12 protein-coding genes are annotated in these 13,597 nt (G+C 73.6%); 3 read left to right on the plus strand and 9 right to left on the minus strand.

Annotated elements, in window-relative coordinates; all coding sequences use genetic code 11:
• The gene (locus ACIBP6_RS18850; RefSeq protein ID WP_397053685.1) at positions 1–1,413 is read right to left on the minus strand and encodes an MFS transporter; all 1,413 of its coding nucleotides are present in this window, start codon (positions 1,411–1,413) and stop codon (positions 1–3) included.
• A gap of 83 nt (positions 1,414–1,496) precedes the next feature.
• On the opposite strand from ACIBP6_RS18850, the gene ACIBP6_RS18855 reads away from it, so the two are divergent.
• The gene (locus tag ACIBP6_RS18855) at positions 1,497–2,396 is read left to right on the plus strand and encodes a LysR family transcriptional regulator (RefSeq protein ID WP_397053687.1); all 900 of its coding nucleotides are present in this window, start codon (positions 1,497–1,499) and stop codon (positions 2,394–2,396) included.
• A 19-nt stretch (positions 2,397–2,415) separates the two neighbouring features.
• Here the strand turns inward: ACIBP6_RS18855 and ACIBP6_RS18860 are convergent, their stop codons facing one another.
• Genes ACIBP6_RS18860 through ACIBP6_RS18885 form a run of 6 tightly spaced genes read right to left on the minus strand, consistent with a single transcriptional unit; the run spans position 2,416 to position 7,249 of the window.
• Complete coding sequence (locus ACIBP6_RS18860) at positions 2,416–2,943, minus strand: GNAT family N-acetyltransferase (protein WP_397053689.1); 528 nt, start codon at positions 2,941–2,943, stop codon at positions 2,416–2,418.
• A gap of 6 nt (positions 2,944–2,949) precedes the next feature.
• Positions 2,950–3,702: an amino acid ABC transporter ATP-binding protein gene (locus tag ACIBP6_RS18865; RefSeq protein WP_397055364.1), complete on the minus strand. Its 753-nt coding sequence runs from the start codon at positions 3,700–3,702 to the stop codon at positions 2,950–2,952.
• Positions 3,703–3,710: 8 nt separating this feature from the next.
• Positions 3,711–4,631, minus strand: coding sequence for an amino acid ABC transporter permease (locus ACIBP6_RS18870; RefSeq protein WP_397053691.1), 921 nt, complete (start codon positions 4,629–4,631; stop codon positions 3,711–3,713).
• Positions 4,628–5,566 carry an ABC transporter substrate-binding protein gene (locus tag ACIBP6_RS18875; RefSeq protein WP_397053693.1) on the minus strand — a complete coding sequence of 313 codons (939 nt, stop codon included), beginning with the start codon at positions 5,564–5,566 and terminating at the stop codon, positions 4,628–4,630. Before ACIBP6_RS18875 ends, ACIBP6_RS18870 begins: the two co-directional genes overlap by 4 nt.
• Positions 5,559–6,359 (minus strand): deaminated glutathione amidase, encoded by an 801-nt coding sequence (locus ACIBP6_RS18880; RefSeq protein ID WP_397053695.1) that lies wholly within the window; start codon positions 6,357–6,359, stop codon positions 5,559–5,561. The genes ACIBP6_RS18875 and ACIBP6_RS18880 overlap by 8 nt, the downstream gene beginning before the upstream one ends.
• Positions 6,356–7,249 (minus strand): hypothetical protein, encoded by an 894-nt coding sequence (locus tag ACIBP6_RS18885; protein ID WP_397053697.1) that lies wholly within the window; start codon positions 7,247–7,249, stop codon positions 6,356–6,358. The genes ACIBP6_RS18880 and ACIBP6_RS18885 overlap by 4 nt, the downstream gene beginning before the upstream one ends.
• 159 nt (positions 7,250–7,408) lie before the next feature.
• On the opposite strand from ACIBP6_RS18885, the gene ACIBP6_RS18890 reads away from it, so the two are divergent.
• Positions 7,409–8,764 (plus strand): PLP-dependent aminotransferase family protein, encoded by a 1,356-nt coding sequence (locus ACIBP6_RS18890; RefSeq protein ID WP_397053699.1) that lies wholly within the window; start codon positions 7,409–7,411, stop codon positions 8,762–8,764.
• On the opposite strand, the gene ACIBP6_RS18895 is transcribed toward ACIBP6_RS18890, so the two are convergent.
• Positions 8,748–9,761 carry a hypothetical protein gene (locus ACIBP6_RS18895; RefSeq protein WP_397053701.1) on the minus strand — a complete coding sequence of 338 codons (1,014 nt, stop codon included), beginning with the start codon at positions 9,759–9,761 and terminating at the stop codon, positions 8,748–8,750. The genes ACIBP6_RS18890 and ACIBP6_RS18895 overlap by 17 nt on opposite strands.
• 66 nt (positions 9,762–9,827) lie before the next feature.
• Entirely contained in the window at positions 9,828–12,749 is a 2,922-nt protein-coding gene (locus tag ACIBP6_RS18900) for a bifunctional [glutamine synthetase] adenylyltransferase/[glutamine synthetase]-adenylyl-L-tyrosine phosphorylase (RefSeq protein WP_397053703.1), read from the minus strand.
• 270 nt (positions 12,750–13,019) lie between these two features.
• On the opposite strand from ACIBP6_RS18900, the gene ACIBP6_RS18905 reads away from it, so the two are divergent.
• Positions 13,020–13,553: an HXXEE domain-containing protein gene (locus ACIBP6_RS18905; RefSeq protein ID WP_397053705.1), complete on the plus strand. Its 534-nt coding sequence runs from the start codon at positions 13,020–13,022 to the stop codon at positions 13,551–13,553.
• The last annotated feature ends 44 nt before the right edge of the window (positions 13,554–13,597 follow it).

Here is a 13,597-nt window from a genome sequence, read left to right on the forward strand (position 1 = left end):
TCACTCCGTGATGGGGCGTCCGGATCGTCGCCGGAAGCCTACAGCGCCGTACGCCACGAAGGTCGCCGTCGTGAGGATCGCCGCCACCAGCAGGGGGCGGGCGCCGGCCGTCAGGCCGCCCAGGACGGCCACCCCGAGGGTCGCGCCCACCTGGCGGGCGGCGTTCAGTACGCCTCCGGCCGTGCCCGCCGTACCGGGTGGGGCGCTCGCGACCATGCCGGCCATCAGGGCGGGGAAGCAGAGCGACAGACCGCACCCGATCACGATCAGCCAGCCGAGCGGCGGGCCCTCGGCCAGCGCCGCCCCGGCCAGGCCCGCCGCGAGCAGCGCGAGGCCGGCCAGGATCGGCGGGCGGGCGCCGTGACGGGCCACGATGCGGCCGGTCAGGACGGGGTTCACCACCATGGGGATGGTCAGGGGGAGGAACGCCAGGCCCGTCTGCATGGGGGTGAGATGGCGGGTGTCCTGGAGCAGGAGGGTCAGGACGAACAGGGCGCCGGAGAAGGCGAAGTTGGCCACGGCCCCGGCGAGCAGCTCGGGCCAGGTCGCGGCGACCAGCCCCCGCGGAACGACCGAGCCGCGGGTCCTGCCAGCGGGCTCCGCGCTTCCGCTGCCGACGGCCCCTGCGGTGGCGCTGCCCGAGGTGGCGGGGCCTGCGATGGCGCTGCCCGTGGTGGCGGGGCCTGGGATGGAGCTCCGTGTGGTGGCGACGGCTGAAGTGTGGTGGTGGGTGAGAACGAGGGCGGCGAGGGCGGCGAGGGCGGCCAGGGAGAGCAGGGCTGCGGGGAGGGAGGAGTCGGTCAGGGCTTCGGCCAGGAGGCCGAGGAAGGCGCACGTCAGGGCCTGGGCGTACCAGTCGATGCGGCGGGCGCCGCGCGGGGAGCGGAGGCCGCGGACGGCCAGGAGGCTGACGAGGGCGAGGGGCGGGTTGAGGAGGAAGACGGCGCGCCAGCCGTACAGACCGACCAGGAGGCCACCCAGGAGCGGGCCCGCCGCCAAGGCCACACCCGTGATCGCGGCCCACGCGCCGGTGGCGCGGGCGCGCGCGGCCGGGGACGGGTGGAGCTCGGCGAGCAGCCCGAGCGAGCCGCCGAGGCACAGCGAGCCCGCCACGCCGAGCAGGGCGCGCAGCACGACCAGCGCCCCCAGGTGCGGCGCCGCGGCGCTGAGCACCGACAGCACCCCGAACGCCGCGACCCCCACCCGGAACACCCGGGCCGCCCCGTACCGGTCGGCCACCGCTCCCCCGGTCAGGAGGCAGGCGGCGAAGGCGACCGTGTAGGCGTTGACCGCCCACTGCTGGCCCGCCACCGAGCCGCCGAGCGAGGCCCTCAGGTCCGGGAGCGCGATCGTGAGCACGGTCGTGTCCAGGAGCACGAGGAAGTAGGCGAGCGAGAATCCGGCTAGCTTCATGGGCCCAGCCTGCGGAAACGCGGTGTTCCCGCTCAACAGCCGCAGCCGCAGGGGGCGTTCGGGACAACCGTATGCTGAGGCGCGTGGAGTTGCGTCATCTGCAGGTGTTCGTGGCGGTCGCGCGGGCCGGGACCGTGACGGGGGCGGCCAACGTGCTGGAGCTCGCGCCCGCCTCCGTGTCGGAGCAGGTCCGGCGGCTGGAGAACGGTCTGGGCGTCACGTTGTTCGACCGGACGCCCCGGGGGATGCGCCTGACCGCGCCGGGGAAGGCCCTGCTGGAGCGGGCGCAGGGGCTGCTCGACCACGCCGACGAGGTCCGCAGGGCCGTCACGGGCCGGCGGCGGCGCGTCACCGTGGGGGCGCTGGAGATGCTGGCCGCCACCCGGCTGCCCGCCGTGGTGCGCCGTCTCGCCGAACGCCGTCCCGACCTCGACGTGGACGTACGGACGCTGAACCGCGGGCCGCTGCTGGCCGCGGTCGCGGACGGCGGGGTGGACGCGGCGCTGCTGCTCGACGCCGGGATGCGGATCGGCACGCTGGGATTCCGCCCGCCGGACGGGCTCGACTTCCTCGACGTGGGCGAGGTGGCGCTGCGGCTGGTCGCGGCGCCTGGGGGCGACGCGCGTACGCTGCTGGTCTCGCCGCCGGAGTGCTCCATCCGGATGGCGGTGGAGCGGATGTTCGCGGCGGACGTGCCGCGGCGGGAGCTGACCAGCATCTCCACCGCCCGCGAGTGGGTACGGCAGGGGCTCGGGAGGTCGCTGCTGCCCGACTTCGCCGTGGACGCCGACCTCGACTCGGGCACCCTGGTGACCGTCGCCCCGGCCCCGGAGGAGTGCCGCGCCGCGGAGGGGGCCGGCGGCGGGAAGAGCCTCGACGCGAGCGAAGGGACCGGGCGGTCGCCCACGCTGGCGTTGCGGATGGTCTGGACGCGGGGGCGCGAGGCCGCGCTGCGCGACGTCCTGTACGCGATGAGCGACTGAGCGGCGAGAGCGAACCCGCCTACGGGCGTTGGAGCCGGTAGAGGACGTGGCGGCGGAGGGGGTCGCCGGGCGGGACGCGGGGGTGGTCGAAGTCGTCGGCCGGGTCGCGGGTCATCCCCAGCCGCTCCATCACGGCACGCGACCGGGCGTTCCCCACGGCCGTCATGGAGACGATCTCGTCGAGCCCGGCCTCGTCGAACGCGTACCGCACGGCCTCCAGGGCCGCCTCGGTCGCGTAGCCGCGCCCCCAGGCCGGACGGGCCAGCCGCCACCCGATCTCGACGGCCGGCAGGAACGGCGCCTCGAACGTCTGCAGCGCCAGCCCCGTGAAGCCGACGAACCGGCCGGTCGAGCGCTCCTCCAGCGCCCACAGCCCGTAGCCGCGCAGGTCGAAGTGGCGCTCGATCCGGTCGACCATGGCGTCGCTCTGCGAGCGGGTGAGCGGCGCGGGGAAGTGCCGCATCACCTCGGGGTCGGCGTTCATCTCGGCGAACGGCGCCCGGTCCGCGTCGCGCCACCGGCGCATGATCAGCCGCTCGGTCTCCATGGGACCTCAGAGTACGCGGCTGAGGAACGCCTGCGTCCGCGGGCTGCTGGGGTTGTCGAGGACGTCGGCGGGGGTGCCGGCCTCCACGACCACGCCGCCGTCCATGAAGACCACGCGGTCGGCCACCTCGCGCGCGAACCCGATCTCGTGCGTCACCACGATCATGGTGAGCCCGTCCTCGGCCAGGCCCTTCATGGTGGCCAGCACCTCGCCGACGAGTTCGGGGTCGAGGGCGCTGGTGGGCTCGTCGAAGAGCATCAGCTTGGGCCGCATGGCCAGCGCCCGCGCGATGGCGACCCGCTGCTGCTGGCCGCCGGAGAGCTGACGCGGGTAGCTGCCCGCCTTGTCCTCCAGGCCGACGCGGCGCAGCAGCGCGTGCGCGCGTTCCCTGGCCTGCTCGCGCGGCTCGCCGCGGACGCCCACGGGCGCTTCCATGACGTTCTGCAGCACGGTGAAGTGCGGGAAGAGGTTGAACTGCTGGAAGACCATGCCGATCTCCCGGCGCTGGCGGGTGATCTCGCGTTTGCGCAGGTGGCGCACCTTCCCGCCGGACGCCTCGAACCCGATCAGCTCGCCGTCGACGAAGATGGCGCCGCCGTCGACGGTCTCCAGGTGGTTCACGCAGCGCAGGAACGTCGACTTGCCGGAGCCGGACGGCCCGAGGATGACGACGACCTCCCCCGGCTGCACGTCGAGGTCGATGCCCTTGAGCACCTCCAGGTGGCCGAAGTGCTTGCGCACGCCGCGGGCGTGGACCATGGGGACGCTCACGAGGGCACCTCCGGGGTGGGCATCGGACGGCGGCGGAAGGACGTCACGAACGACCAGAAGCCCTGGGGCTGGTTCCTGGTGGCGCCGCGGGCGTAGTGGCGCTCGATGAACGACTGGCCGACGTACAGGATCGAGGTGATCACCAGGTACCAGACGCAGGCCACGATGAGCAGCGGGATGGTCTGGAAGGTGCGGTTGTAGATGGACTGCACGGTGTACAGCAGGTCGGCCAGGGCGATCACGCTGACCAGGGACGTGGCCTTGAGCATGCTGATCACCTGGCTGCCGGTGGGCGGGATGATGAACCGCATGGCCTGCGGCAGCACGATCCGGCGGAAGGTGCGGGCGCCGCTCATGCCGAGCGCCGAGGCGGCCTCGGTCTGGCCGGGGTCCACCGACATGAGGCCGCCGCGGATGATCTCCGCCATGTACGCGCCCTCGTTGAGCCCGAGGCCGAGGATGGCCGCCAGCAGCGGCGTGATGAGCACGTTGGTGTCGGCGCTGACGAACTCGGGGCCGAACGGGATGCCGAAGGAGATCTCCGGCAGCAGGTACGACAGGTTGTACCAGAGCACGAGCTGCACCAGCACGGGCGTGCCGCGGAAGAACCACACGTACAGGCCGCAGGCGGCACGGGCGACCGGGTTCTCCGAGATGCGCCCGACGGCCAGCAGCACGCCGAGCAGCACGCCCACGAACATGGCGATCACGGTCAGCAGCAGCGTCGTCATGATGCCCTGGCCGATGATCTGCGCGTTCACGTAGCGGCCGACGACGTCCCACTGGAAGTTGGGGTTGGTCACCAGCAGGGAGACGAGCTGGGCGGCGAGCACGAGCAGCACGAGCGAGGCGACCCAGCGCAGCGGGTGGCGGGTGCGGGCGGCGCCCGCCACGTCGATCTCGGGCAGCTCTTTCATGATGCCGTCGCCAGGTTCACGCCGGCCTGGTCGAGCGCGTTGTCGGAGGTGCCCCACCTGGCCATGACCTGGTCGTAGGTGCCGTTGTCCATGAGCTTCTGGAAGGCATCCCTGAGCACGTCGCGCAGCGGCGAGTCCTTGGCCACGACGGCGCCCTGGTAGAGGTCGTCGAAGCCGTTGGCCTGGCCCTTGCCGGCCAGCTCCAGCTTGCCGCCGGCCTGGGAGACGAAGTACGTCAGCGGCGCCTGGGAGGAGAAGAACGCGTCCGCCCGTCCGGAGCTGACCGCGAGCACCGAGGTCGGCTGGTCCTTGTACGACTGCACGCCGATCTTCGGCTTGCCCTCCTTCGCGCACGTCTCGGACTGCTTCTTGATCACGGCCTCGGCCGAGCCGCCGGCCATGACGGAGATCTTCAGACCGCAGGTGTCGGCGACCGAGCCGATCTTGTCGGGGTTGCCCTTGGGCACCGCGAAGACGACGTACTCCTTGACCCAGTCGACGAAGTCGTTGGCCTTCTGCCGGTCGGCGAAGTCACCCACGGGGCCGATGGCGAAGTCGTAGCGGCCGGAGGCGATACCGGTGAGCGAGCTCGGCAGGCCGTCCACGGTGACGTGCTCGATCTTGACGCCGAGCACCTGGCCGATGGCCTCCGACATGTCGGCGGAGGCGCCGGTCAGCGACCGGCCGTCGGCCCCGGCGATCTCGTACGGCGGGAACGAGCCGTTGTTGACGGAGATCAGCTTGCCCGCCTGCTTGACCTTGTCCGGCAGCCGGTCGTACAGCGCCTGGTCCTTGACCTGGGCGGCGGCGCTCGCGCCGGTGGGCTGCTGGGAGTCCAGCACGCCCTCGGCCTCCTCGGGGTTGGCGCCGCAGCCGGCCAGCAGGAGTGCGCCGGCGAGCAGGGCGGCACCGAGGATGCGGGGGTGGTCAGGCATGTCGCTCCAATCGCGGGTCCACGGCGAAGCGCCGGTTCTCGAGGACGGGAAGGGTGCGGCGGGCATTCGCGAGCTCGTCGGCGCGGGCGTCGGACCACAGCAGCCCCGGCGCGTCGCCGAGGCGGGCGCGGGTGATGCCGAGCGGGTCGACGATCATGCTGGCGCCGATGTTGCGCCGGCCGCATTCGCCGGAGGCCGCCACGTAGCAGGTGTTCTCCAGGGCGCGGGCGGTCACCATGACCTCCCAGTGCCACTCCTTGGCCGGGCCGCGCACCCACGCCGCGGGCAGCGCGATCACCTGGGCGCCCTGGTCGGCCAGGAGCCTGGCCAGCTCGGGGAAGCGCACGTCGTAGCAGGTCATGAGGCCGACCTTCCAGCCCGCGCAGTCGATGACGACGGGCGGGTTGGTGCCGGGGACGACGTTGTCGGACTCGCGCCGGCCGAAGGCGTCGTACAGGTGGAGCTTGGTGTAGGTGGCCACGATCTCGCCGTCCCTGGCGGCGACCAGCACGTTGGAGACGCGGCCGTCGCCCGCGGGGACGTGCACGCCGGCGATCACGGTGGTGTTCGATCCGCGCGTGTGCTCGACCAGGCCGCTGACGAACGGCCCGTCCAGCGGCTGGGCGGCCTCGCGGATGCGGGCGGGCTCGTCCACGAAGAGCGCGAGCGCGCCCTCGGGCAGGACCAGCAGGTCCGCGCCGCCCGCCACGGCGCCGTCGATCATCTCCCGGCAGGTCTTGAGGTTGGCGTCCCACTCCTGCGCGGAGGCGAACTGTCCTACGGCGATTCTCATGCGGCGAAGACCTCCTCGGTCGCGATGCGGCGGTTCGAGATTCCCTGGGCGTGCAGTTCCTCGCAGAAGGCGGCGACCATGGCGGCGTTCGGCCCGGCGCCGTACGGCATCCAGTCCTCGCCGAAGGTGCGGGCCGTCGCGGTGAGGTCGGCGAGCAGCCACGGCGTGGTGTCGGCGAGCAGCCGCCGCCGCGCCAGCCAGTGCCGCTTGGACCGCTCGAACAGGTCCTGGACGGCCTGCGGCAGCCACGGGTGGCGTTCGACGCTCTCGCGCTTGAGCGTCACCAGGTGGATGCCGGGCACGAAGCCGGTCTGCCGGTAGTAGGCCAGCTCGGCGGCCCGGTGGTCGGGCAGCAGGTGGCGGAAGCCGCTGCGGGGGGTGAAGAACCCCGGCGGCATGAACGGCGTCATGATCGCGTCGTGGCGGCCGTCCGCGAGGCCGTCGGCCAGGCCCTCGCCGGTCAGCGAGACGTTGTCGGGGAACGGCACGGGCCCGACGCGGTCCTTGCCGGTCTCGCCCGCGACCAGCGGGCCGACGGTCCAGGTGATGCCGCCGAGGTCGACGCCCGCGGCCCGCAGCAGCGCCCGCGTCCAGGTGTTGCCGGAGTCGGGCCAGCCGGTGAGGCCGATCCGGGCGCCCTTGAGCTCCTCCAGCGCGGTCAGCTCACTGTCGCCGCGGACGAGCACGCAGCGGTGCCGGAAGCCGCGCATCACGAAGACGGGCAGGCCCACGAGCCGGTCGTCGCCGGCGGCGCGGCCGAGGACGTACCGGCTGAAGGAGGTCTCTCCTCCGTCGAGGCCGGGTTCGCTCAGGACGTCGGGCGTGACGGCACGCGAGTCGAGGTCCAGCTCGAACCCGTCGGGCCGGACGTCTCCCGTCTGCACGGGCACCAGGTGGTCCCAGTCCCGCAACGCCAGTCGAATCCGAATATTCGCCACAAACCCCCCAAACGACATTAGTTGCCGCGAATTGCGAAAAACCATATGTTCAGCCGGAAGAGCAACACAAGATGATCTTTGTTGCTGAACAAAGTTTTTCGAGGAGACCGAGTGGAAGCCTCCTGGCTGGCCGAGCGGATCGGCGACCCGAGCGCGCGCGGGATCGCGGCCGCCCTGACCGCGCTGATCAGGGAAGGGACGGTGACCGCACAGACACGGCTGCCGACCGTACGGGGGCTGGCCAGGGAGCTCGGCGTCAGCTCGGGCACCGTCGCGGAGGCCTGGGCCGAGTTGCGCAAACACGGAATGATCAGAACCGAGCGCCGCCGCGGCACGGTCGTCCTCGGCCCGCCGGACGTACCCCGCCCCATCCGGTACGAGCGCATCGGCCACTTCGGCGACCGCCTGGCCATCGACCTGGCGATCGCCTCACCGGACGCCGCCCTGCTCCCGCCGCTGGAGGCCGCGCTGGTCGCCGCCGCGGGGGCCGACGGGCTCAACGACTACACCCGCGAGACGATCACGCCCCGGCTGCGCGCGGCGGTCGAGCCGGAGTGGCCGTTCACGGCGCGGGGCTGGCTCGCGGTGGGCGGCGGGTACGAGGGCGTCCAGCTGCTGTGCCAGACGACGGCGCTGCCGGGCGACCGGATCGCGATCGAGGAGCCGACGGCCGCGCGGCTGCTCGACATCCTGGAGACGATCGGCGTGCAGATCATCCCGGTCGCCTGCGACCAGGACGGGCCCGTGCCCGCCGCGCTGGCCAGGGCGCTGCGGGCGCGGCCGGTGGCGTTCGTCTACCAGCCACGCGGGCAGTCGCCGTGCGGCCACGCCGTGACGCCCGAGCGGTCGGCCGAGCTGGCGGCGTTGCTGGAGCGGTCGGCGACGCTCATCGTGGAGGACGACGGCATCGGCGAGCTGTCGGTCTCGCCGATGGTGAGCCTGGGGACCCGGTTTCCCGACCGTACGGTGCTGGTGCGGTCGTACTCGAAGTCGCACGGGCCCGACCTGCGCATCGCGGTCATCGGCGGGGCGGCCGAAGCGGTGGAGCGGGTGCGCGTGCTGCGCAGCTTCGGCACCGGCTGGACCAGCAGGATCCTGCAGGACGCCCTGGCGCACCTGCTGGGCGACGCCGAGGTGCGCGAGCGCGTCCGGCACGCCGGCGAGGTCTACGCGGCGCGGCGTGCCCGGCTGGCCGCGGAGCTGGCGGCCCGCGGCGTGCCGACGGGCGGCAGCGACGGCCTGGTGTTGTGGGTGCCGGTGCGCGACGAGCCCGCGGCGCTGGTCACGCTGGCCGCGCACGGCATCTCGGTCGCGCCGGGCAGCCGCTACGTGGTCGAGCCGGCCTCCCGGCACCACCTGCGGCTGGCCACGGCCAGGCTCACCGACGACCCGGACGAGCTGGCCGCGCTGGCCGACGTGATCACGCTGGCCGCCACGGGCGGCCCGGTGGTCAGCGCCTCACCCTGATGCCGGTGATGCGGCGCAGCACGTCCCACCAGAACGGCGCCCCGAACAGCAGCGCCACGTACGTCAGCAGGAATCCGGGCCAGTGGCTGGGCGTGCTGACCCGGTCCCACCACGCGCCGCCGTTCCAGTGGACGCTCGGCTCGCCCTGCGCCGGGATCGACAGGCTGACCAGCGCCTGGTCCATCATCCTGACCAGCGCGGGCCGGCTGAGCGTCTCGGTCACGCACGCCATCGGGTCCGCACCGGCGCACTGCGCGCGCAGCTCGGCGTACGCCTCGGGGCTCGCGTCGGCGAAGGCCGTCACCGAGGCGCGGAAGGCGTTGTCGCGCAGCAACGTCTTGGCGTACTCCAGGCCGTCCATCGAGAACAGCAGCGTCACCACGGCGGCGAGCACGGCGACGACCCACTTGACGTAGCGCTTGTAGAGCAGGGAAAGGCGCTGCATCTCCCCGTCGAACCAGGCCTCGACGCCCTTCGTGAACCGGTCGAGGTCGCGCTGCGCCGACTCCCAGACGCCCTTGAGCGGGCCGTACAGCGGGCTGCCGATCTGCTGGAGGCGGCCCAGGAAGCCCTCGACGTCGCCGTCGCGCGCCGTGGCCAGCTCCATCACGGCGACCGCGAACCTGGCGGGCGGGATGTCGGCGATGCTGGTACGGCCTCGTTTGGCGTGGTCGATCTCGCGGACCCGCTCGTACAGCAGCTTGATCATCGAGTCGCCTGCGCCGGTCTCGGGCATCGCCGCGGGGTGCGCGGGCGCGGGCAGCGCGTTGTGCCGGGGGCGTGGATCACGTACGAACGGCAGCACCCTGAACACGTCGAGCACGCCGGCCGGCAGCCACGGGCCGGTCTTGTCGTCGGCGCCGTCCATGGTGTCCCTGAGGTAGGCCCACAGGAACTTGCTGCGGATGGCCAGCAACCGGACGAACGCCTCGTTCAGCCCGCTCACCAGCAACGACAGCAGCAGGAACGACACCACGAGCCCGAGGGCCAGATCCACGTAAACGGATAACACCGCGCATTCATACACCCACGCGGCGTGGCGCCGCAACGATCAGCCGCACGATCAGTCGCCGTAGAAGACGCGCTCCACCACCCGGCGGGCCCGGCGGGTGACCCGCCGGTAGTCGTCGAGGAAGTCCTCCGAGCCGTCGGGCGGGTAGCCGAGCGTCCGCGCGATCAGCTTGCGCTCCCCCGAGTCGCGCGGCACGCTGTCGCCCGGCCGGCCCTTGACCAGCATGAGCGCGTCTCTGATGCGGGAGGCGAAGCGCCACGCCTCGGCGAGCACCGCCTCGTCGGCCGGGGCGAGCAGCTCCTCGGCCACGGCCGCGCGCAGCGCGTCGAGCGTACGGGTGGTGCGCAGCGACGGCACCGTGCCGGCGTGGCGCAGCTGCAGCAGCTGGGCCACCCACTCCACGTCGGACAGCCCGCCGGGGCCCAGCTTGGTGTGCAGGGCGGGGTCGGCGCCGCGCGGCAGGCGTTCGGCCTCCATGCGGGCCTTGAGCCGCCTGATCTCCCTGACCGCGTCGTCGGGCAGCCCGCCGCGCGGATAGCGCAGCTCGTCGGCCATCCGGGTGAACGCCGCCCCGAGCTCGGCGTCACCGGCCGAGAACCGGGCGCGCAGCAGCGCCTGCGACTCCCACGGCGACGACCAGCGGGCGTAGTAGGCGCGGTAGGAGGCCAGCGTGCGCACCAGCGGACCCTGCCGGCCCTCCGGACGCAGGTCGGGGTCGATGATGAGCGGCGGGTCGGGCGCGGGCAGCGACAGCAGCCGGCGCAGCTCGTTGGCCACCGCGTACGCGGCGTTCGTGGCCTCGCGCTCGTCGGCCCCCGGCCGCGGCGAGTGGACGAACATCACGTCGGCGTCGCTGGCGTACGAGCACTCCATGCCGCCGAGCCTGCCCATGGCGATGATCGCGAACGTGGTGACGTCGCCGGCCTTGCTGAGGGCGGCGCCGAGCGCGGCCTGCAGGGTGACGTCGTTGAGCTGCGACAGCGCGGCCCCGACGGCCTCGATGTCGATGAGCCCCGAGATGTCGGCCACGGCGGTGCGGAACAGCTCCTTGCGCCGCAGCGCCCGCACGGCCGTGACGGCGGTCTCGGGGTTTCCCGCGTGCCGCGACACCGCCGCGGACGCCTCGCCGAGCAGCGACTCGCGCGAGCGTACGGCCAGCTCCTCGTCGGAGCCGAGCATGGCGACCGCCTCGGGGGCGTGCATGAGCAGGCCGGTGGCGTAGCGGCTGGTGCCGAGGACGCGGGCCATCCGGGCGGCGACGGCGGTCTCGTCGCGCAGCAGCCGCAGATACCACGGCGTGCTGCCGAGCCTGTCGCTGACCTGCCGGAACCCGAGCAGCGCGGCGTCCGGATCGGGCGTGTCGGCGAACCAGCCGAGCATGACCGGCAGCAGCGTGCGCTGGATCGCGGCCCGCCGCGACACCCCCGTGGTCAGGCTCGCGAGGTGGCGCAGCGCGCCCGTGGGGTCGACGTAGCCGAGGGCCTCCAGCCGGGCCTCGGCGGCCCTGGGCGACAGGCGCGCCTCCGACTCGGGCAGCCGCGCGACGGCCTGCAGCAGCGGCCGGTAGAACAGCTTCTCGTGCAGCCGCCGCGCCTCCATCGCGTGCCGCCGCCACCGGGCCGTGAACTCCCCCACCGGGTCGGTCTGCATGCCGAGCGCGCGGCCCAGCCGGCGCAGATCGGCCTCCTCGGTGGGCACCAGGTGGGTGCGCCGCAGCCGGTGCAGCTGCAGCAGGTGCTCGACCTGGCGCAGGAACGCGTACGCCTCCGCGAGGCTCTTGGAGTCGTCGCGCCCGACGTAACCGCCACGGGAGAGCGCGGCCAGCGCCGGGAGGGTGGCCCTGCGGCGCAGCAGCGGGTCGAGCCGGCCGTGCACGAGCTGCAGCAGCTGCACCGCGAACTCGATGTCGCGCAGCCCGCCGGGGCCCAGCTTGAGCTGCCGCTCCCCCTCGGCCCGCACGTGCGCCTCGACCCGGCGGCGCATGGCCTGCACGTCCTCGACGAAGTCCTCGCGGGTGGCCGCCGACCAGACCAGCTCGTTGACGGCCTCGACGTACGCGGCGCCGAGCTCCAGGTCGCCCGCCACCGGGCGGGCCTTGAGCAGCGCCTGGAACTCCCACGTCTTGGCCCAGCGGCGGTAGTAGGCGAGGTGGCTGGCGAGCGTGCGCACCAGCGGCCCCGAACGGCCCTCCGGGCGCAGCCCGGCGTCCACCTCCCACAGCGAGCCCTCGGAGGTGGTCGCGCTGCAGGCCCGCGTCATGGCCTGGGCCAGCCGGGTGGCGGCGCGCAGCGCCTTGTCCTCGTCGGCGCCCTCGCGCGGCTCCGCCACGAAGATCACGTCGACGTCGCTGATGTAGTTGAGCTCCCTGGCGCCGCACTTGCCCATCCCGATCACCGCGAACCTGACGTCGGCGGCCTCCACCTCGGTGCGGGCGATGGCCAGGGCGGCCTCCAGCGCGGCCCCGGCGAGGTCGGACAGCTCGGAGGTGACCTCCGCCAGCGCGACCTGCCCGGTGAGATCGCGGGCGGCCAGGTGGAGCACCCTGCCGCGGTAGGCCACGCGCAGCGCCACCAGCGGGTCGGGGGCGGTGGCGCGCGGCTCGTCCTCGCCGGGCTCGGCTCCGACGGCGCGCAGCAGCTCGGCCCGCGCGTCGCCGGGGCGCGGCTCGGCCAGCAGGGCCACCTGGCCGGGATGGCGGACGAGGTGCTCGCCGAGCGCGGCGCTGACGCCGAGGACGGCGAAGAGCCTGGAACGCAGCCCCGGGTCGTGGCGGATCGTGGCGAGGACGGCCGGCTCGCGCTCGGCCAGGCGGATCAGCGAGACCAGCGCCAGATCGGGGTCGGCCACGTCGACCAGGGCGTCCAGGACGTGGTCCAGGTCGGCCCCGGACTGACGGACGAGCTGAGCGGCCCTGGCTCCGTCGGCGAAGCCGAGCTTGGCGAACCTGGCCGCGGTGGATTCGATCCTGGGCACCCCTCCATCTTGACAGCCCCCTCGCGATCCGCCACGCCGTCCCTTACCATTACAACGCAACGTTGCGTTGCATTCTTTCGAGGAGGGCAGGAGATGACCCCGATCCGACTGGGGCAGCCGGCCGGCAAGGCGAGCGCGAGCAGCGGCTCGCCACCATGGTCGAAGCGCCGGGCCTCCCCGACGCCTCCCCCGCCGGCACGCCAGCTTCCGACGGCACGCCTTTCACCGGCACGGCGGGAACCCTCGCCGCCGGGGCGGGTTCCGGCGGCGGTGGCGTGGGGGTTGCTGGCCGCGTGGGCGGTGCACGACGCCGAGGAGCTGGCCACGATGGCGGGCTGGACGCGCCGGGCGCGGCCCCGGCTAGAACGCCACCTGCCGTGGGCGCCGTGGGAGCGGCTGGACCAGTCGCAACGCCATGTGAACACGGCCATCGGCCTCATGGGCGGCGTCATCGCGGGGGCCGCCGCGATGGGCGCGCGTACGGGCGGGCGCAGCGCGACGTTCCAGGCGGTGCTGGCCGGGTTCGGCTGGCACGGCGCCGGCCATCTGGCTCAGGTCGCGGTGACCCGCGGCTACACACCGGGCGCGGTGACCGCCCCTCTGGTCGTGATCCCGTACGCGCTGTGGGCGTGGCGGCGGCTACGCGAGGCTGAGGTGCCGGCGCCCGCGGGCCCGGCCACCGCGACCGCGCTCGTCGCATTCCCGCTGGTCCTCGGCGGCGTCCACGCCTTGGCCCACGCCCTCACCCACCGCCGCCCCCTCGACCACCACGCCTCCGCCGCCGTCCGCGCCCCCCGCTCCTGACCGCGACGGCGCGGCGCATGGCGAAAAGCCCGGGCGTTCGGGGC

The sequence above is a fragment of the Nonomuraea terrae genome, assembly GCF_044465245.1.
Lineage (GTDB): Bacteria > Actinomycetota > Actinomycetes > Streptosporangiales > Streptosporangiaceae > Nonomuraea > Nonomuraea terrae.